Raw genomic sequence first — 19,406 nt, forward strand, 5'->3', positions numbered from 1 at the left:
CTCATTTTTCTATTCTGCTTAGCCTCCTCCTGATCGTGACCAGTTCGCGCGGGTAGGCTGTGGAAGAAAAATAACCACACCAATTTCTAAGAACCCGCATGAGAATGCGGGTTTTTTTATATCTAAATACTGGAAGTAAACGATTAACTTGCACGTAAAGTGCAGAAATCAGGAAGGAAGCAAACATGAACGATCAGGTCATTATATTCGACACCACATTGCGTGATGGCGAGCAAGCGTTGTCAGCAAGCTTGACGGTTAAAGAAAAACTGCAAATTGCCTATGCGCTGGAAAGACTCGGCGTTGATGTTATCGAAGCTGGCTTCCCAATCTCTTCACCTGGTGATTTCGAGTCGGTACAAACCATTGCAAAAAACATCAAAAACAGTCGAGTTTGTGCCCTTTCGCGTGCCGTTGCGAAAGATATTGATGCCGCCGCTGAAGCATTAAAAGTGGCCGACCAATTCCGTATTCACACTTTTTTAGCCACTTCCACCATTCACGTAGAAGACAAACTACGCCGCAGCTACGACGATGTACTTGAAATGGCGGTCAACGCCGTTAAACATGCGCGTAACTACACCGATGATGTCGAGTTTTCTTGTGAAGATGCAGGGCGTACTCCTATCGACAACCTATGTCGCATGGTAGAAGCTGCCATCAATGCAGGTGCGAGCACAATCAACATTCCAGATACCGTTGGCTACACAGTACCAAGCGAGTTTGGTGGCATTATTCAAACCCTTTTCAACCGCGTTCCAAACATTGATAAAGCGATCATCTCCGTTCACTGTCACGACGACTTGGGGATGTCAGTTGCCAACTCTATTGCCGCCGTTCAAGCCGGCGCGCGTCAGATAGAAGGCACCATCAATGGCATTGGTGAGCGAGCAGGTAACTGTTCTCTTGAAGAGATCGCAATGATCATCAAGACGCGTCAAGAGTTCTTGGGCGTTCACACTGGCATTAAACATGATGAAATTCACCGCACCAGTAAATTGGTGAGCCAGTTATGCAACATGCCAATTCAGAGCAACAAAGCGATTGTGGGCGCGAATGCCTTTAGTCACTCTTCAGGTATCCACCAGGATGGCATGTTAAAGAATAAGAATACCTACGAAATCATGACCCCTGAGTCGATTGGCCTTAAAAACCAAGCACTAAACCTAACCAGCCGTAGTGGTCGTGCAGCCGTGAAGAGCCACATGGACACCATGGGATACAACGAGGACGAGTACAACCTAGACGCTCTATACGCGGACTTCTTGAAACTTGCCGACCGCAAAGGCCAAGTGTTCGATTACGATCTAGAGGCCCTAATGCACTTCTCGAACCTGCGTGAAGAAGATGACTTCTACAAACTGAACTACCTAAGCGTGCAATCGGGCAGCGTAATGGCCACCACCAGCATCAAAATGCAATGTGGCGATGAAGAAATGTGTGAAGCGGCAGTCGGTAATGGCCCAGTTGATGCGCTATACCAATGTATCTACCGCGTGACAGGCTACGACATCGTACTGGATAAATTCGACCTAACCGCGAAAGGCGAAGGTGAAGATGGTTTGGGTCAAGCTGACATCATTGCCAACTACAAAGGTCGTAAATACCACGGTACGGGCGTTTCCACCGATATCGTTGAAGCTTCCGGCCAAGCACTATTGCACGTTATTAATAGCATCCACCGTGCAGACAAAATCGAAGAAATGAAGCAGAAAAAGATTGCGACTGTGTAATAACAACCGAGCTACATGGCTCAGGAAAGAACACGCTCGTTGAAATAATTAAGCTCAAAATTAGAAAACTTAAAGGATTAACATGACAGACAAATCATACAAAATTGCCGTCCTACCCGGTGACGGCATCGGCCCGGAAGTAATGGCGCAAGCACACAAAGTATTGGATGCTATCGAAAAGAAGCATGGTATTGCGTTTGAGCGTGACGAGCATGATGTAGGTGGTATCGCGATCGATAATCACGGCTCTCCACTTCCAGAAAGCACAGTAAAAGCGTGTGAAGAGTCTGATGCAGTCCTATTCGGTTCAGTTGGCGGTCCGAAGTGGGAACACTTGCCACCCAACGACCAACCAGAACGTGGCGCCCTACTTCCGCTACGTAAACACTTCCAACTGTTTTGTAACCTACGCCCAGCGCAAATCCACGCAGGCCTGGAAGCCTTCTCACCACTACGTGCAGACATCTCAGGCCGTGGTTTTGACATCGTGGTGGTCCGTGAACTGACAGGCGGCATCTACTTCGGTCAACCAAAAGGCCGTGAAGGCGAAGGCGCGACAGAAAAAGCGTTTGATACTGAGGTGTACCACCGCTTTGAGATCGAACGTATTGCAAAAATCGCCTTTGAGTCTGCTCGTCTACGTCGCAAGAAAGTTTGCTCAATCGACAAAGCGAACGTTCTACAAAGTTCCATCCTATGGCGTGAAGTAGTCGAAGAAATCGCGAAAGATTACCCAGATGTCGAGCTATCACACATGTACATCGACAACGCAACCATGCAGCTTATCAAAGACCCAGCACAGTTCGACGTCATGCTGTGTTCAAACATCTTCGGCGACATCATTTCCGATGAGTGCGCAATGATCACGGGCTCAATGGGTATGCTGCCTTCAGCAAGCCTTAACGAAAGTAAGTTCGGTCTGTACGAGCCAGCAGGCGGCAGTGCACCGGATATCGCAGGTAAGAACATCGCCAACCCAGTAGCGCAAATCCTATCGGCAGCACTGATGCTACGTTATAGCCTTGGCGAAGAAGCCGCAGCACAAGATATTGAAGCAGCGGTGTCGAAAGCACTTTCAGCTGGCGAGCTAACAGGCGACCTTGCAGGCAACAACCCGGCACTTACAACATCAGAGATGGGCGATAAGATCGCTGAGTACATTTTGAACGCATAAATAGACTGAATTTATAAATATAACTGTCGTTCGCAGTCTACAACATGGTTGTGATAACAAGGACGACGAGGAAAGGAAGCAATGGGCAAAACACTATACGAAAAAGTCTACGACGCACACGTTGCCGTCGCAGCAGAAGGGGAAAACCCTATCTTGTACATCGACCGTCACTTGGTACATGAAGTGACGTCTCCGCAAGCATTTGACGGCTTGCGTGAAAAAGGTCGCAAAGTGCGTCAGGTCAGCAAAACTTTTGCCACCATGGACCACAACGTTTCGACAACCACTAAAGATATCAACGCATCCGGTGAGATGGCGCGTATCCAGATGGAAACGCTATCAAAAAACTGTGAAGAGTTTGGCGTTACGCTTTACGACATCAACCATAAATACCAAGGTATTGTGCACGTTATGGGCCCAGAGCTTGGTATTACCCTACCGGGCATGACCATTGTTTGTGGTGACTCGCACACTGCTACACACGGTGCATTCGGCTCGCTAGCTTTTGGTATTGGTACATCAGAAGTTGAGCACGTATTAGCAACTCAAACGCTAAAACAAGCGCGCGCTAAAACGATGAAGATCGAAGTGAAAGGCAAAGTAGCTCCGGGCATTACTGCGAAAGACATTGTGCTAGCAATCATCGGTGAAACGACAGCAGCAGGCGGTACAGGCTACGTAGTTGAATTCTGTGGTGAAGCGATCACTGACCTTTCAATGGAAGGTCGCATGACCGTATGTAATATGGCGATTGAGTTAGGTGCAAAAGCCGGTTTGATTGCGCCAGATGAAACTACATTCGAATACATCAAAGGCCGTAAGTTCTCACCTCAAGGTGCGGATTTTGATGCCGCTGTAGAATATTGGAAGACATTAAAAACGGACGATGATGCCCTGTTTGATGCTGTCGTAACCCTAAACGCAGCGGATATCAAACCACAAGTCACTTGGGGTACTAATCCAGGCCAGGTTATCGCGGTAGACCAACCAATCCCAGCCCCAGAAAGTTTTGCCGACCCAGTAGAAAAAGCATCGGCAGAAAAAGCACTGGCTTACATGGGTCTGGAAGCGGGCAAGTCATTGTCGGATTACAACGTCGATAAAGTCTTCGTTGGTTCTTGTACTAACTCACGTATCGAAGACATGCGCGCCGCGGCGGAAGTCGCGAAAGGTCGCAAAGTCGCGTCTCACGTTCAAGCGCTAATCGTTCCTGGCTCTGAGCAAGTAAAGGCGCAGGCGGAAGCAGAAGGCCTAGATGTCATCTTTAAAGAGGCGGGCTTTGAGTGGCGCCTACCAGGTTGCTCGATGTGTCTAGCAATGAACAACGACCGTTTGGGTCCACATGAACGTTGTGCGTCTACTTCAAACCGTAACTTTGAAGGCCGCCAAGGTCGTGATGGCCGTACACACCTAGTGAGCCCTGCGATGGCAGCGGCAGCAGCAATTGCTGGTCACTTTGTAGATATTCGTGAACTAGACTAAGGAGCAAACAAATGTCAGGCTTTAAACAACACACAGGCTTAGTTGTTCCTCTAGATGCAGCGAACGTTGATACTGATGCCATCATTCCAAAACAGTTCCTACAAAAGGTGTCTCGCCTAGGCTTTGGTAAACACTTGTTCCATGACTGGCGCTTTCTAGATGATGCTGGCGAACAGCCAAATCCAGAGTTCGTGATGAACGCCCCACGCTACCAGGGCGCTTCCATCTTGCTGGCACGTGAAAACTTCGGTTGTGGCTCATCTCGCGAACACGCACCGTGGGCGCTAGCGGATTACGGCATAAAAGCGATGATCGCACCTAGCTTTGCCGATATTTTTTACGGCAACTCGATCAACAACCAAATGGTGCCAGTTCGTTTGACTGAGCAAGAAGTGGATGAAATCTTCCAGTTCGTTGAGGCCAACGAACGCGCAGAAGTGGAAGTGGACCTAGAAGCGAATGTGGTTCGCGCCAACGGCAAAGAATATGGTTTTGAAATTGATTCGTTCCGTCGTCACTGCTTGCTAAACGGTTTGGACAACATTGGCCTAACCCTTCAGCACGAAGATAAGATTGCTGAGTACGAAGCGAATATCCCAAGCTTCTTAAGCTAATTAAAATCGCAATTTAAACAAACAAAAGGTTGGCTTATGTCAGCCTTTTTTCTTTTATTTTCATTGCCTCAAGAAAGAAACTTCGCCTTATGCAGGTCTACACTATCAACAATATCTCATTCAAAGGTATCTCTATGAAGCGTCTGTTATTGCTATTGTGTTCTCTAGTTTCTTTCTCGGCGTTCGCTGCACCTAAATCTGATTTATGGCCGTATTGGCAACAATCGAATCAGGCCAACCAAACCCAAATTTCTCATCAGGAATGGCAACAACTGTTAGACAATTACTTGGTTGAACAAGGTGAGAATACTTTGTTTCGTTATAGCCAAGTGACCTCTGTCGATAAAACTAAGCTGAAACAATACATCCAGCGTTTGGCAAAACTAGACCCTCTACAATACAACCAAGCAGAGCAATATGCCTATTGGGTAAACCTTTACAACGCCATCACGGTAGATCTTATTTTGGATAACTATCCCGTCGAATCCATCACCAAGCTAGGTGGTTTATTTAGCTTTGGGCCTTGGGGAGACGATGTGGTCGTGGTCAACGGGAAGGATCTGACTTTAAACGATATTGAACATCGAATTTTGCGTCCAATTTGGAATGACCCAAGAACGCACTACGCCGTAAATTGTGCAAGTTTGGGATGCCCTAACCTACAAGCTCAAGCATTCTCTGCCGAAAACACCGAAGCCTTACTTGAAAGTGCTGCCAAAGCGTTTGTCAACAGCAACAAAGGCGTATCTATCCAAGGAAACACGGCACAGCTGTCTTCCATTTATGATTGGTTTGCAGCGGACTTTGGTGGAGAAAAACAAGTCTTCAACCACATCGCGAAGTACGCGCCACAGTACAAAGACTTCTCTGGGAAAGTGAAGTACGAATACGATTGGAGTTTGAATCAAGCTGACTAATTTATCGTCACCGTTCAGCTTGCAACGCTTTTGGTCACCCGTAACCCAAAAGCTAAAAGGGCACCAAGTGCCCTTTTTATTTTCTAGATTTTGACAAAATCACTTAAAGCCTTTGACCTTTTTAATCAGATCGTAAGCGTTTTGAATCTCTTGAGATTTTTCTTTCGCTACGTTCATCATCTCTGGTGGTAGGCCTTTAGCCATCAATTTGTCTGGGTGATGCTCGTTCATCAGTTTACGATAAGCACGCTTGACGGTTTTACTGTCGGCATCTGAAGACACATCCAGAATTTTGTACGCGTCAGCCAGTTGATCCGCTTGTGAAGCTTGTTGCCAGCTACCACCAGAAGATTGGCCTTGATGCTGACCATGAAAACCACCTTGGCTTTGGAAACGGAATGCGGCTTCTTGCATTTGCAAGCGACGCTCTAGCTGCTCAGAAGAGAAACCCAAACCACGTGCTATTTTGTGTAACACATTTCGTTCACTAGGATGAATCGAGCCGTCAGCAAAGGCCGCCGAGATTTGTAGTTCAAGGAAAAATTGCAACAAGTCAAAGCGGCCTGCTGTCGAAATTTTCACACGAACAAGAACGTCTTCTAACGGAAAGTCACTGTCTTTACCTTCACGAAACGCATCTTGCGCAGCGCGGCGCTGTTCGCCATGCAAATTCATGCGGTCCATCATTGCAGAAGCAAGTTGGATTTCCTCTTTGGTAACTTGGCCTTTCGCTTTTGCTACATGTCCCATTACCGCAAACGCCGCTTTAAAAAATTCTTCTTGGCGCTGAGCTTGGCTCGGCCCTTTTCCAAAGCCGCCAGTAGAGAACCCGGCTTGACTCAAGCGACGTGCTTTATCGAATTGATGGCCAATAAATAAGCCAAAGAGTAAACCTAGCGGCCCGCCAAGTAACAAGCCAAAAAAGGCACCCAGAATTTTGCCAAAAATATGCATTATGTGTTCTCTATCAATGAATTTTTATCGACGACGGCGGTCTTATAGTGCCGGATGCAACGATTTCCTTTATGATAATGGAATTAGTTTTATTTCGGCTAGGCCATTTCGCCTGCTTATCTTTGCAGCTATTTTGTCGTCATTATGCCACAGTGAATCAATACGCTGGGATAAATGCGACTATAGTTGATTCATTTGGCTATTACGCTAGGGTACAACAAGCCCTATAGCCATCGAGTAGTAGTGACACAGGAAAGTTCAATTCAATGCAACATTTCTCCCGCACATGTTTAGCGGCCTCTATCAGCACCGCCTTGTTTGTACCCACCACTCAAGCTGAAGCGAATATCCATGATAGTGTGCAGGAAATGCCCGCCACAGATCAATGTTTGGTCGATACCAGTGGCGAGGAGGACGCTCTTAATACCCCAGTAGTGGTAGAAGCTGACACCCTGCAAGCCATCAATGGTGACAAAGCTCAGTACTCAGGTAATGTACAAGTCACCCAAGGCCAGAAGAAAATCACCGCAGATAGCGTAACGCTGCACCAACAAGACAACGTCGTGGTTGCCGAAGGCAACGTGACTTTCAATGACGGCCAAGTCAAAGCTCGATCAGATCGTGTTACTAATGACATCAACCAAGACACGTTTTCACTGGAGAACACCGATTATCAGTTCCTTTGCCAACAAGGTCGAGGCACAGCAGCATACATCGCGCGTACAGGTCAGTCGGTTTATGAACTCGAAGATGGTTCTATTACATCATGTCCTCAAGGCGACAATTCATGGCGTTTAGTGGCATCAGGTATTGACGTTGACCAAGATGAAGAGACGGCGACGCTGCACCATCCTCGATTTGAAGTGTTAGACGTTCCTGTTTTCTATGTGCCGTATCTAACCATGCCAATTGGAGATACGCGTAAAACGGGTTTCCTCTTCCCTTCTTTATCGTATGGTTCTAGCGATGGTATGGAAGTCGAGGTGCCATTCTATTGGAACATCGCGCCTCAATATGACATGACGCTCACCACGCTCTATATGCAGCAGCGTGGAACAAAACTCGATACTGACTTCCGCTACCTAACGGATGGTTGGGGGAATGGTGAAATCAAAGGCGAATACCTCAATAGCGATCGCAAATATCAAGACGAGTCTCGTTGGGGCTACCAAGTTAAACACGACGGTATTATCAATAAACAGTGGATAGTCAAAGTCGATTACTCAAAAGTGAGTGATATTGATTACTTCCTCGATCTCGACTCCGATATTGGTAACCGTGAAGATGGTCAACTGGTTCAAGAAGGACAAGTACAATATCGTTCTGACTTCTGGGATGCCTCGTTAACCGTTCGTGACTTCCAAATCTTATTGAAAGAAGAGAACCGCCCTTATCGCCTGCTTCCTCAGTTAGACTTGAACTACTACACGCCATTGTGGGGAGATTACCTAAACTTTGACGTGAAGAGCCAAGTCAGCCGCTTCGATACGAGCGATGCTGCGCGACCAAATGCGACCCGTGTTCATATTGAACCAGGGCTTACATTGCCGCTTTCAAATTCATGGGCAACGTGGACAACGGAAGCTCGCGTGCTTTCCACGTACTACTCTCAAGACTTAACGGGTCTGACAGATGTAAACTTACAAAACCAGTTAGATGACGAAGTTTCTCGTGTTATCCCCGAGCTCCGCACGCATGCGCAACTTTACTTAGAGCGAGACACAAGCTGGATCAAGGGCTACACACAAACACTGGAGCCTCAGCTTCAGTACTTGTACGTACCTGAAGAAGATCAAACCAATATCTACAACTACGATACCACCTTGCTACAAACCGACTACTACGGGCTATTCCGCAGTCGTAAGTACAGTGGCATTGATAAAATCGCCTCTGCGAACCAGTTAAGCTACGGTGCGAGTACTCGCTTCTTTGATGATGACTATAAAGAGCGTCTTAACGTTTCATTTGGTCAGATTTACTACTTCGATAAAAAGACCAAATTGAGCAACAGCCCAAATCTTCCGGATGAGACCACCAACTACTCATCATGGGCGATTGAAGCTGATTTCAACTACAACGATTACTTGTTCTATCACGGTGGAATTCAATACGATATCGATTTGAGCTCCATGCAGTTGGCGAACAGCACCTTAGAGTACCAATTTAACGGTGGCTTTATTCAGGGTAACTATCGTTACGTCACGCGTGAATACATCGAAGATACTATAACTCTCACAAATGTAGACTTAATTACTCGAGATGGAATTTCCCAAGCAGGTATTGTAACGGGCTATGAGTTCAACCCGAACTGGTCTGCAAGTGGGCAATACTATTACGACTTGAACGAAAACAACTCTCTAGAATGGCTAGCAAGCCTGCGTTACCAGTCTGACTGTTGGTACATTGGTGTGACTTACGCCAACCAATTGCTTGGTTGGGAAAACCAAACTATCGGCAGCACTGGCGCATCACCTGAATACGAAAATAACTTTAGCGTTAACTTCGGTATTCAAGGCTTTGCGACCAATCAGCGTGAAGACACTGCAGTCAAAGAACTGGATGGTTCTGACAACGCGATTAAGTACGGCCGCCCATTCTATCTGAACAATTAATCGAAATAGGCGTCTTAAATGAATAAGACGCCTATTCAAAAAATACTGACGGAATTTTAAATGAAAATTTGGAAATCAATCTTATTCACGACCCTACTCTCTTGCGGAGCGGTTGCAGCACCAGTAGAGATCGATAAGGTTGCGGTCATCGTGAACGACGGTGTAATTCTACAAAGCGACATCGAAACAGCGATGAAAACGCTGCAAGCCAACGCACGTCAAAGCGGAAAGAGCTTACCTTCTGCTAGCGTGTTAAAAGAACAAGTTGTTGAAAAGCTGATTATTGACACGTTGCAAGGCCAAGAAGCAGACCGTATCGGTGTGCGTATTGACGATAACCGCTTAAACCAAGCGATTGCGGAGATCGCACATAATAATGAACAATCTGTAGAACAACTCGCCGCTTCTGTAGAAAGTGAAGGCTTGAGTTACCCAGAATTCCGCGAACAAATTCGTAAGGAAATCGCCGCTTCAGAAGCCCGTAATGCACTGGTTCGTCGCCGTATTAATATCCTTCCAGCAGAAGTCGACAGCCTTGCTGAGCAACTATCACAAGAAACCAATGCGACCGTTCAATACAAAATTGGACACATTCAACTGCGCTTCTCTGATGACAAAGAAAAGTCTGCTGTAGAAGCAGAAGCAAAAGCGCTGGCGAAAAAGCTGAACGAAGGTGCAGACTTTACGGAGATGGCCTACACCTACTCAAAAGGTCCTAAAGCTTTACAAGGTGGCGACTGGGGTTGGATGCGTAAAGAAGAGATGCCAACCATCTTTGCCGATCAGATCAAAATGCAAAACAAAGGCAGCATCATTGGTCCATTTCGCAGTGGCGTCGGTTTCCACATCCTAAAAATTGAGGATGTAAAAGGCTTAGAAACGGTTGCAGTAACGGAAGTAAATGCGCGTCATATCCTGATCAAACCAACCGTGATTCTGAGTGACGAAGGGGCGAAGAAGCAACTGAGTGAATTTGTACGCCGCATCAAAGCTGGCGAAGCCACTTTCGCTCAACTGGCAACACAATACAGTCAAGATCCTGGCTCGGCAGCGCAAGACGGTGAGCTAGGTTATCAAACGCCAGATCTTTACGTGCCTGAATTTAAACACCAAGTAGAAACTCTGCCTGTTGGCTCAATCAGCGAACCGTTCAAAACCGTTCACGGCTGGCATATCGTTGAAGTGTTGGATCGTCGCCAAGTTGACCGCACTGACTCAGCGATGAAGAATAAGGCTTACCGTATTCTATTTAACCGTAAATTTAATGAAGAAGCGGGCGCATGGATGCAAGAACTACGCGCAAGTGCGTTTGTTGAAATCGTGGATGACAACAATGACAACTAATACAATTCGTAGAATTGTCGTAACCGCAGGGGAACCTGCGGGTATCGGCCCAGACTTAGTGCTTGCCTTATCGAAGGAAGATTGGGCGCACCAAATTGTCGTCTGCGCCGATAAAAATATGCTGATGGACAGAGCCAAGCAGCTTGGCATTGAAGTCCAACTGTCTGATTACAATCCAGAAGAAGCGCCTAAAGCACAAAAAGCAGGCACGCTTATCGTTGATCATATCCAAATATCGGAACCTGCGGTCGCAGGCGAGCTCAACGAAGCGAATGGTCACTATGTACTAAAAACGCTAGAAAGAGCCGCTTTAGGCTGTATGAATGATGAATTTGATGCTATTGTCACCGGCCCTGTTCATAAGGGGGTGATTAATCGCGCAGGTGTTGCATTCAGTGGTCATACTGAGTTTTTCGCCGAGAAGTCAAAAACGCCGCTAGTCGTCATGATGCTAGCAACGAAAGGACTACGAGTGGCGCTGGTCACAACACATATTCCTTTAGCGTATGTGTCCAAAGCGGTCACCGAAGAGCGATTAGAAAAAATCATCGATATTCTTCATAAAGACCTTGTAGAAAAGTTTGCTATCGCACAACCAAACATCTACGTTTGCGGGCTTAACCCTCATGCTGGCGAAGATGGCTGCTTAGGTCGTGAAGAGATCGAAACCATCACTCCGACACTGGAAAAGATTCGACAAGAAAAAGGTATCAACCTGATCGGCCCTTTGCCGGCAGATACCATTTTCAATGAAAAATATTTAAATGATGCTGATGCTGTTTTAGGCATGTACCACGACCAAGTGTTGCCAGTATTAAAATACAAAGGCTTTGGTCGTTCAGTAAACATTACTCTTGGTCTACCTTTTATTAGAACATCGGTGGATCACGGTACTGCATTAGATCTGGCAGGGACAGGTCAAGCGGATACAGGGAGTTTCCGAACAGCGCTCACGCATGCGATAGATTTGGTAGAGAAGAAACAATGAGAAATGATGTCCATTTAGGACACAAAGCGCGTAAACGTTTTGGTCAAAACTTCCTGAACGATCCATACATTATTGATGGAATCGTATCAGCTATTAACCCAAAACCAGGTCAAAACCTGGTTGAAATCGGTCCTGGTCTTGGTGCAATCACTGAGCCGGTAGGTCGTGAAGTGGATAAATTCACGGTCATCGAACTGGACCGCGATCTGGCAGAACGCCTACGTACTCACCCTGAACTGGCGGATAAGTTGACCATCCATGAGGGTGACGCTATGCGTTTTGACTTCACTCAATTAGTGAAGCCAAACAACAAGCTACGCATTTTCGGTAACTTGCCGTACAACATCTCTACACCATTGATGTTCCACCTTTTTGAATTCCATAAAGACATTCAAGACATGCACTTTATGCTGCAAAAAGAAGTGGTAAACCGCTTAGCCGCCGGCCCTGGCAGCAAAGCTTACGGCCGTTTAACGGTAATGGCTCAGTACTACTGTAAAGTGGTACCAGTACTGGAAGTACCGCCAACGGCATTCGTTCCACCACCGAAAGTGGACTCTGCCGTTGTTCGTTTAGTGCCATATGAAGAGCTACCATGCCCTGCGAAAGATCTGCGTTTGCTGGATCGCATTTGTCGTGAAGGCTTTAACCAACGTCGTAAAACAGTTCGTAACTGCTACAAATCGTTGTTAAGCACAGAAGTACTAGAAGAGCTAGGTGTTAATCCAAGCATGCGTCCAGAGAACCTGACGCTAGAACAATTCGTCGCGATGGCGAACTGGCTTGCGGATAACCCGCAGCACTAAGAACTCAAACAATGAGCCAAACCCTTGCCGGTTTGGCTTATTATTATTGGGATATTACGTTTCTGAGGAGTGCACATGGACGTCATTCAACCTTGCATCAAAATTCAAGTTCACACCAAATACATCGAAGAACAGTCCAATCCTGAGCTACAACGCTACGTTTTCGCCTATATCATCACCATCAAAAACCTTAGCCAACAAACCGTGCAGTTAGTGAGCCGTCGCTGGTTAATCACAGACTCGAATGGCAAGCAAATGACGGTTGAGGGTGACGGTGTGGTGGGTCAACAACCTTTTATTCCAAGCAATGATGAATACACGTACAGTAGCGGAACCGCGTTAGAAACCCCTGTCGGCGTTATGCAAGGGCACTACAAAATGCTGGATGAAAAAGGACAGGAGTTCATCACCGAAATTGAACCCTTTCGTCTTGCTGTTCCAAATGTTTTAAATTAGTAAATTGGAGATTCAGTGGCTACCTATATTGTTGGTGATATTCAAGGCTGTTTTGATGAATTGCAGCGACTACTAGAACAAGTCTCTTTCTCTGCGAAAAAAGACCAACTTTGGCTCGCTGGTGATTTGGTCGCCAGAGGGCCTAAATCACTAGAAACTTTACGCTTTGTGAAGTCGCTTGGCAAAAGCGCAACCGTTGTGCTTGGTAATCACGACCTTCACCTGCTCGCCGTTGCTCACGGGATAAAAAAGGTCAAAGACAAAGATAAAACCGCGCCTATTTTCACTGCACCCGATAAAGAAGATCTATTGGCATGGATAGCTCAGCAACCTCTTATGGCCGAGCATGACGAGTTCGTGATGTGTCACGCTGGGATATCACCGCAGTGGAATCTAAAAACCGCAAGAAAATGTGCCCGCGAAGTTGAACGCATCATCCAAAGTGAAGAGCTGCCTTGGCTCTTAAAAAACATGTACAGTAATCAACCTGATTCCTGGCATGACTCTCTACAGGGTTTGGACCGATACCGTTATATTATCAATGCTTTTACGCGGATGCGCTTTTGCTTCCCCGATGGTCGTTTGGATATGGATTGTAAACTACCACCACAACAAGTTTCCGGTAACGAACTTATTCCATGGTTTGATGTACCTCAGCGCGTTCACCTCAATAAAACGGTGTTATTTGGTCACTGGGCTGCACTACAAGGCCATGTAGACGAAGAGATCATCGGTCTGGATACTGGCTGTGTTTGGGGCGGAAGCCTAACCATGATCCGTTGGGACGATAAGAAAATCTTTACTCAGGATGCGTTAAGTTAAACACGGAATAATAGTCGATAATCCATCGTAGGGAGAATGCCTGTCACCTAACATCTCCTGTAGGGTCATTCCAGCGAGCCTTCGCGAGACTAGGAATCTAATATCCGCACGCTGCGGGTAGATAGAGATACCTTTGACAACAAAGTACTCGTATAGAAGATCCTGAATCACGCTCCTCCGTCGCTTTCAGGATGATGGCAGGCCGGGATGGCCGCTCGCTGTTATACGAACGGCATTACCGTATTAACTACGCTGTTTTAATCTCGAATTACTTTTCTAACACAGTAAAGCGCATGTTGTAGGCGTTCTTCTCATCCGCTTGATACGTTTCTGAGTAGGTTTCCTTAAATTGATCTCCCCAGTCTGGGAACTGAGTATCACCATCAATCGCGGCTTCAATGTGTGTTACATACAGTTTATTGGCCATCGGCAGACAAGCTGCGTAAATCGCCCCACCACCAATGATCATCACTTCTTCCACGTCACCAGCCACGTCCAAAGCTTGCTCAATCGATGTTGCGGTAGTGACGCCTTCGATCTTTAGTGTCTCATCACGGCTGATAACAATATTCAAGCGACCAGGTAAAGGGCGACCAATAGACTCATAGGTTTTGCGTCCCATCACAACCGGTTTTCCCATGGTACAACGCTTAAACCAAGCGAAATCGGCGGGAAGATGCCAAGGCATTTGATTGTCTTTGCCAATGATGCGATTGTCGGCCATCGCGGCAATCATACTAATGATCATGTTAGGTCCTTATACAATTGGTCTGCGGCGATAGAATAACAGCCCTGGAACAGCAAGACCAACAGCTAAACCTGCAATAATAAACATGGCCTTAAGAAAGTTCTCCATACAAGTTGCAACGAGCTCAGGTGAATAACCAATATGGTTGATCTCAACCATGGCTATCATTGCTTTGTAAGCAAACACGCCAGGTACCATCGGGATCAAAGCTGCCACTGTGAACACTTTTGGGTGCGCGAGAAAGCGGCGAGACCAGTACACACCAATCATCCCAACTAGCGTCGCGGCAAAAAAGGTAGCCCATTCAATGGGAATACCAAACTGCATCATCAAATAACGGCTGCCGTGTCCAATCGCGCCGCCAACAGCGCAATACACTAAAGCTCTTTGTGGCACGTTAAAAACCAGTGCAAATCCAACTGCGGGAATCGCAGCGAAAAACATGTCATTCAGCAGGCCAAGCATCAAATCAAATAAACTCATTAGATTGCCCACCCCCAAATTCCAGTAACGCTCATCGCAGCAACGATGCCCAAACACGTCGCCAACGTCAGTAAGCTGGCCATCACAAACCGGGCAATACCCATGTTAATGTGCCCTTTCAGCATGTCTGCCACTGAGTTAATCAACGGGAAACCCGGTACGAGCATTAATACCGACGATGCCATTGCAACGGTGGGCAGATTGCCGATTTGGTAGATTTCCGCTTGCGCAGAAATTAGGGTCGTGACAAAGGCGGTCGCTGCAAAGTTCAGTAAAGGGTTAAAGTGACGATGACCAATTTCTTGGCGAACGATCATGCCACCAGCTGATGCTAAAAAGGTCATAACAAATACCCCCCAATCGCCACCAGCCAGATGACTGAATGCCGCACATGACAAGCCAATCATAAACACCACCAGCCAGCGGTTATAACGCTCTGGACTGATGGCGTTCAGCTTTTTCTGCGCCATGGTTGCATCGAGCAGCCCACGCTCCATCATGATGCAGATACGTTGAATTTGCGTAATAACGCGCATATTAATGCCACGATCGGCACAACTTCGGGTGGTGGTGATGCAGTGTCCATCCATTACCGTCGTTACAACCAGTGCATTGGCTGATAGCGCAACCGCAACTTCATTAACCCCACAAGCAAGGCCAATACGGCGCATAATATCGCTCACCAGAGTACTTTCAGCACCATGAGCGAGTAGCATTTGCCCGGCTTGGGCAACAAGACGAGAAATAGATCGTTGAGTGGATACCGCCAACTCTCCAGACGGTATGGTTTCTAGAGTCATAAATAAGTCTAATTCCTTTTAGGGTGTTGCTCATTCATACGCGAGAGGTCCAAACTAGCCCTCAAAAATCACGACGTATCGGCTATTGTGCCGTAAATCACACCATCTAAATATGATTTAGATACAAAAAAAGCCGCAATAAATAATTGCGGCTTAATGAATTATAGACAAACAGGCATTATTTGACGGTTCTGATTAGTCACGAACGTAGACAACGTGACCGTCATCTTCTTCATCGTCCCAGTCATCCCAATCGTCGTCTTCATCTTCAGTGATAACGTCTTTACCCGCCATCGCATCTTTATGGTAGTCATCCCACATGAAGTTAACTTTATCTTCTTCAGCCACTTCTTCCTCTTCGCGAGGTAGGTTATCCATAAAGTCAGCCAATTTGTAACAAAGCTCTTTAGTACCGTTACGATTGATCGCCGAGATCTTAAAGTACTCGTCTTCCCAGCCTAGTGCGTCTAAGATTTCTTGGATCTTCTCATTCGCTTCTTCTTCAGGCATTAAATCAACTTTGTTGAATACTAACCAGCGTGGCTTGCTTGCCAGTTTTTCACTGTATTGCTCTAGCTCATCAATGATCGTTAGTGCATTTTGCACCGGATCAGACTGATCAATTGGCATGATATCGATCATGTGCAGCAACACTCGGCAACGCTCTAAGTGCTTCAAGAATCGAATACCAAGACCAGCGCCATCTGCTGCACCTTCGATAAGACCTGGAATGTCTGCAACAACAAAGCTTTTCTCTGGTACGACACTTACTACGCCCAAGCTTGGGATCAACGTCGTGAATGGGTAATCAGCGACTTTTGGTTTTGCAGCTGAGACTGCGCGGATAAAGGTTGATTTACCTGCATTAGGTAGACCAAGCATACCAACGTCAGCAAGAAGCAATAGCTCAAGGCGAATTTCACGTACTTCACCTTTTGTGCCTAATGTTCTTTGACGAGGCGCGCGGTTTACTGAAGATTTGAAACGCGTGTTACCTAGACCGTGCCAACCGCCTTTTGCGATCATCACTTTCTTACCGTGTTCAGCAACTTCAGCCACGATTTCATTTGTATGGATATCCACTGCGCGCGTACCTACAGGTACACGAAGAACGATGTCTTTACCACGTTTACCAGTACAGTTACCGCCGCGGCCATTCTCACCACGCTCCGCTTCGTAGAAGCGCTGGAAACGATAATCAATCAGAGTGTTAAGGTTTTCATCGGCTTGGATATAAACATCACCACCGTCGCCACCATCACCGCCATCAGGACCACCTTTAGTGATGAATTTTTCACGCCAGAAACTCACAACGCCACTACCGCCGTCGCCAGCCTGAACTTTTACTACCGCTTCATCTACGAACTTCATCTTTTACTCCGACTACTTCGTGCGTGGATTAAATCTACTTTGTCATCTGACAATTTTAGCAGATGACAGATCTAAGCTCCCAGCCCATAAATAAGGTGGAAACGAGAAACTTCGATATGTCGACTGCCATAAATAAAAAACCCCGCCGATTCGGCAGGGCTTTTGAATTCAGCTTAAAGCTATTAAGTAACTTGGTAAAAACCTAATTACTCAGCTTCGATGCTTACAAACTTACGGTTCTTAGGACCTTTCACTTCGAACTTCACTTTACCTTCAGTAAGAGCGAATAGAGTGTGGTCTTTACCGATACCTACGTTGTTACCAGCGTGGAACTTAGTACCACGTTGACGAACGATGATGTTACCTGCTAGTACAGATTCACCACCGAAACGCTTAACACCTAGACGTTTGCTTTCTGAATCGCGGCCGTTACGAGTAGAACCACCAGCTTTTTTGTGTGCCATTGTTAAACTCTCCTAATAGATTAAGCGTTGATACCAGTGATCTTCACTTCAGTGAACCACTGACGGTGACCCTGTTGCTTACGAGAGTGCTTACGACGACGGAACTTAACGATTTTAACTTTATCGCCACGACCGTGTTGTACAACTTCAGCAACAATTTTGCCGCCCTCTACAAGAGGAGCACCAACTTTGATGTCTTCGCCGTTAGCAACAAGAAGAACTTTATCAAATTCTACAGTTGCACCAGTTTCAACGTCTAATTTCTCTAAACGAAGAGTTTGACCTTCGCTTACACGGTGTTGTTTACCACCAGATTGGAAAACAGCGTACATATTTTACTCCGCTTTTTCCGCACAGCCTTTCTTGAGGGTGTGCGCTAAACTAATCATCAATAGGGCGCAGATTCTACAGAATAGATGCTCCTATGACAAGCCATATTTTGAAAAAATTGGCGAAAAGCTAATCGCCAAAGAAAAGTGCGGCAATCATGCCCTTTAGTAATGTATTAATCAACGTTTTTTAGTGTATTATTCGACAATTATATAAATCGAATAAGCCTTGCAGGGTCTAACTTCAGCCGGATATACGATGGATTTTAAAACTATCCAAGCGCTTACTGCCGATGACATGGCAAAAGTGAATGAAACAATTCAAGCCCAACTTAATTCTGATGTCTCTTTAATCAACCAGCTCGGTTTTTATATCGTGAGTGGTGGAGGCAAACGTCTGAGACCGCTTTTAGCGATACTGTCAGCCCGCGCACTTGGTTACCAAGGCAACGGTCATACAATGGCAGCTGCGTTTATTGAGTTCATCCATACAGCGACTTTGCTGCATGATGACGTGGTCGACGAATCAGACATGCGCCGCGGTAAAGCAACTGCGAATGCTGCATTTGGCAATGCTGCTAGCGTGTTAGTTGGGGACTTTATCTATACTCGCTCATTCCAAATGATGACGGAGCTAGGATCCATGAAGATCCTTAAGCTAATGAGCAACGCCGTAAACGTGATCGCCGAAGGTGAAGTTCAGCAGTTGATGAACTGTAACGATCCTGACACGACAGAAGAAAGCTACATGCAAGTCATCTACTCTAAGACGGCACGCTTATTTGAGTCTGCAACTCAAATTGGCGCAATCTTAAACGATGCTCCTGAGCATGTTGAAATCGCAATGCAAAATTACGGTAAGTATTTGGGTACTGCGTTTCAGCTTATTGATGACGTCATGGATTACACCTCTGATGGCGAAGACATGGGTAAAAATGTGGGGGATGATTTGGCTGAAGGCAAGCCAACTTTGCCTCTACTTCACGCTATGCGTAATACCACGCCAGACAATGCCCTCATGATTCGCGAAGCAATTGAGAAGGCCAATGGCATGGATCGCTTAGAAGAAATTCTCGCGGTGATGAAAGAGGCCGGATCTCTGGAATACACGACGCAAAAAGCACTAGAAGAAGCAGACAAAGCGATCGAAGAACTATCAGTATTGCCGGAATCTGAATACAAGCAAGCGCTTATTACTCTGGCTCATGTCGCGGTACAACGCACGAAGTAATCATAGCAACCCATAACGCAAGACTTAAAACAAAAAGGAAGAGCAAGCTCTTCCTTTTTTGTATCTGATACCTAATGC

Annotated in this window: 19 protein-coding genes; 12 read left to right on the forward strand and 7 right to left on the reverse strand. The window is 46.3% G+C overall.

Features of this window, described 5'->3' with window-relative positions; translation table 11 throughout:
• Positions 1-185 precede the first annotated feature (185 nt).
• The 5 genes from leuA (at position 186) to OO778_RS14680 (ending at position 5,920) form a co-directional block, all read left to right on the forward strand.
• A complete protein-coding gene (gene leuA / locus OO778_RS14660) occupies positions 186-1,733 on the forward strand; it encodes a 2-isopropylmalate synthase (protein ID WP_006742733.1) in 1,548 nt (515 codons plus the stop codon).
• Between the two features lie 82 nt (positions 1,734-1,815).
• Entirely contained in the window at positions 1,816-2,907 is a 1,092-nt protein-coding gene (leuB, locus tag OO778_RS14665; RefSeq protein ID WP_164666519.1) for a 3-isopropylmalate dehydrogenase, read from the forward strand.
• 81 nt (positions 2,908-2,988) lie between these two features.
• Positions 2,989-4,389: a 3-isopropylmalate dehydratase large subunit gene (gene leuC, locus OO778_RS14670; protein WP_005392271.1), complete on the forward strand. Its 1,401-nt coding sequence runs from the start codon at positions 2,989-2,991 to the stop codon at positions 4,387-4,389.
• 11 nt (positions 4,390-4,400) lie between these two features.
• Complete coding sequence (gene leuD / locus OO778_RS14675; protein ID WP_005392273.1) at positions 4,401-5,003, forward strand: 3-isopropylmalate dehydratase small subunit; 603 nt, start codon at positions 4,401-4,403, stop codon at positions 5,001-5,003.
• 134 nt (positions 5,004-5,137) lie between these two features.
• Entirely contained in the window at positions 5,138-5,920 is a 783-nt protein-coding gene (locus tag OO778_RS14680; RefSeq protein ID WP_264910186.1) for a DUF547 domain-containing protein, read from the forward strand.
• Between the two features lie 99 nt (positions 5,921-6,019).
• Here OO778_RS14680 and djlA read toward each other — a convergent pair whose 3' ends face one another.
• Positions 6,020-6,874 carry a co-chaperone DjlA gene (gene djlA, locus OO778_RS14685; protein WP_005383076.1) on the reverse strand — a complete coding sequence of 285 codons (855 nt, stop codon included), beginning with the start codon at positions 6,872-6,874 and terminating at the stop codon, positions 6,020-6,022.
• 266 nt (positions 6,875-7,140) lie between these two features.
• Here djlA and lptD point away from each other — a divergent pair, with 266 nt between their 5' ends.
• The 6 genes from lptD to OO778_RS14715 all read left to right on the forward strand — a co-directional run bounded on the left by lptD (position 7,141) and on the right by OO778_RS14715 (position 13,902).
• A complete protein-coding gene (gene lptD, locus OO778_RS14690; protein ID WP_005392282.1) occupies positions 7,141-9,486 on the forward strand; it encodes an LPS assembly protein LptD in 2,346 nt (781 codons plus the stop codon).
• Positions 9,487-9,546: 60 nt separating this feature from the next.
• On the forward strand, positions 9,547-10,830 hold the full coding sequence (gene surA, locus OO778_RS14695) for a peptidylprolyl isomerase SurA (RefSeq protein WP_005392284.1): 1,284 nt from the start codon (positions 9,547-9,549) through the stop codon (positions 10,828-10,830).
• The gene (gene pdxA / locus OO778_RS14700; protein ID WP_005392286.1) at positions 10,820-11,818 is read left to right on the forward strand and encodes a 4-hydroxythreonine-4-phosphate dehydrogenase PdxA; all 999 of its coding nucleotides are present in this window, start codon (positions 10,820-10,822) and stop codon (positions 11,816-11,818) included. The genes surA and pdxA overlap by 11 nt, the downstream gene beginning before the upstream one ends.
• Positions 11,815-12,624, forward strand: coding sequence for a 16S rRNA (adenine(1518)-N(6)/adenine(1519)-N(6))-dimethyltransferase RsmA (rsmA, locus tag OO778_RS14705; RefSeq protein ID WP_074192009.1), 810 nt, complete (start codon positions 11,815-11,817; stop codon positions 12,622-12,624). The genes pdxA and rsmA overlap by 4 nt, the downstream gene beginning before the upstream one ends.
• A gap of 75 nt (positions 12,625-12,699) precedes the next feature.
• Positions 12,700-13,080, forward strand: coding sequence for a Co2+/Mg2+ efflux protein ApaG (gene apaG, locus OO778_RS14710; RefSeq protein ID WP_005379668.1), 381 nt, complete (start codon positions 12,700-12,702; stop codon positions 13,078-13,080).
• 15 nt (positions 13,081-13,095) lie between these two features.
• On the forward strand, positions 13,096-13,902 hold the full coding sequence (locus OO778_RS14715) for a symmetrical bis(5'-nucleosyl)-tetraphosphatase (protein WP_074192008.1): 807 nt from the start codon (positions 13,096-13,098) through the stop codon (positions 13,900-13,902).
• Positions 13,903-14,170: 268 nt separating this feature from the next.
• Here OO778_RS14715 and folA read toward each other — a convergent pair whose 3' ends face one another.
• From folA to rplU, 6 genes are all read right to left on the reverse strand, one after another.
• Positions 14,171-14,650: a type 3 dihydrofolate reductase gene (gene folA, locus OO778_RS14720; RefSeq protein ID WP_074192007.1), complete on the reverse strand. Its 480-nt coding sequence runs from the start codon at positions 14,648-14,650 to the stop codon at positions 14,171-14,173.
• A gap of 9 nt (positions 14,651-14,659) precedes the next feature.
• On the reverse strand, positions 14,660-15,133 hold the full coding sequence (locus tag OO778_RS14725; RefSeq protein WP_005392295.1) for a threonine/serine exporter family protein: 474 nt from the start codon (positions 15,131-15,133) through the stop codon (positions 14,660-14,662).
• A complete protein-coding gene (locus OO778_RS14730; protein ID WP_005392296.1) occupies positions 15,133-15,933 on the reverse strand; it encodes a threonine/serine exporter family protein in 801 nt (266 codons plus the stop codon). Before OO778_RS14730 ends, OO778_RS14725 begins: the two co-directional genes overlap by 1 nt.
• A 195-nt stretch (positions 15,934-16,128) precedes the next feature.
• Complete coding sequence (gene cgtA, locus OO778_RS14735; protein WP_074192006.1) at positions 16,129-17,304, reverse strand: Obg family GTPase CgtA; 1,176 nt, start codon at positions 17,302-17,304, stop codon at positions 16,129-16,131.
• 206 nt (positions 17,305-17,510) lie between these two features.
• On the reverse strand, positions 17,511-17,768 hold the full coding sequence (gene rpmA, locus OO778_RS14740; RefSeq protein WP_005383095.1) for a 50S ribosomal protein L27: 258 nt from the start codon (positions 17,766-17,768) through the stop codon (positions 17,511-17,513).
• Between the two features lie 20 nt (positions 17,769-17,788).
• Positions 17,789-18,100, reverse strand: a complete 312-nt coding sequence (gene rplU / locus OO778_RS14745) for a 50S ribosomal protein L21 (RefSeq protein WP_005383096.1) — start codon at positions 18,098-18,100, stop codon at positions 17,789-17,791.
• 256 nt (positions 18,101-18,356) lie between these two features.
• Here rplU and ispB point away from each other — a divergent pair, with 256 nt between their 5' ends.
• Entirely contained in the window at positions 18,357-19,328 is a 972-nt protein-coding gene (ispB, locus tag OO778_RS14750; RefSeq protein ID WP_005392297.1) for an octaprenyl diphosphate synthase, read from the forward strand.
• Positions 19,329-19,406 lie beyond the last annotated feature (78 nt).

The sequence above is a fragment of the Vibrio sp. STUT-A16 genome (genome assembly GCF_026000495.1).
Lineage (GTDB): Bacteria > Pseudomonadota > Gammaproteobacteria > Enterobacterales > Vibrionaceae > Vibrio > Vibrio diabolicus.

Coding starts and splice junctions, on each gene's coding strand:
- leuA (WP_006742733.1), top strand. CDS start 186: ATGAACGATCAGGTCATTATATTCGACACCACATTGCGTGATGGCGAG.
- leuB (WP_164666519.1), top strand. CDS start 1,816: ATGACAGACAAATCATACAAAATTGCCGTCCTACCCGGTGACGGCATC.
- leuC (WP_005392271.1), top strand. CDS start 2,989: ATGGGCAAAACACTATACGAAAAAGTCTACGACGCACACGTTGCCGTC.
- leuD (WP_005392273.1), top strand. CDS start 4,401: ATGTCAGGCTTTAAACAACACACAGGCTTAGTTGTTCCTCTAGATGCA.
- OO778_RS14680 (WP_264910186.1), top strand. CDS start 5,138: ATGAAGCGTCTGTTATTGCTATTGTGTTCTCTAGTTTCTTTCTCGGCG.
- djlA (WP_005383076.1), bottom strand. CDS start 6,874: ATGCATATTTTTGGCAAAATTCTGGGTGCCTTTTTTGGCTTGTTACTT.
- lptD (WP_005392282.1), top strand. CDS start 7,141: ATGCAACATTTCTCCCGCACATGTTTAGCGGCCTCTATCAGCACCGCC.
- surA (WP_005392284.1), top strand. CDS start 9,547: ATGAAAATTTGGAAATCAATCTTATTCACGACCCTACTCTCTTGCGGA.
- pdxA (WP_005392286.1), top strand. CDS start 10,820: ATGACAACTAATACAATTCGTAGAATTGTCGTAACCGCAGGGGAACCT.
- rsmA (WP_074192009.1), top strand. CDS start 11,815: ATGAGAAATGATGTCCATTTAGGACACAAAGCGCGTAAACGTTTTGGT.
- apaG (WP_005379668.1), top strand. CDS start 12,700: ATGGACGTCATTCAACCTTGCATCAAAATTCAAGTTCACACCAAATAC.
- folA (WP_074192007.1), bottom strand. CDS start 14,650: ATGATCATTAGTATGATTGCCGCGATGGCCGACAATCGCATCATTGGC.
- OO778_RS14725 (WP_005392295.1), bottom strand. CDS start 15,133: ATGAGTTTATTTGATTTGATGCTTGGCCTGCTGAATGACATGTTTTTC.
- OO778_RS14730 (WP_005392296.1), bottom strand. CDS start 15,933: ATGACTCTAGAAACCATACCGTCTGGAGAGTTGGCGGTATCCACTCAA.
- cgtA (WP_074192006.1), bottom strand. CDS start 17,304: ATGAAGTTCGTAGATGAAGCGGTAGTAAAAGTTCAGGCTGGCGACGGC.
- rpmA (WP_005383095.1), bottom strand. CDS start 17,768: ATGGCACACAAAAAAGCTGGTGGTTCTACTCGTAACGGCCGCGATTCA.
- rplU (WP_005383096.1), bottom strand. CDS start 18,100: ATGTACGCTGTTTTCCAATCTGGTGGTAAACAACACCGTGTAAGCGAA.
- ispB (WP_005392297.1), top strand. CDS start 18,357: ATGGATTTTAAAACTATCCAAGCGCTTACTGCCGATGACATGGCAAAA.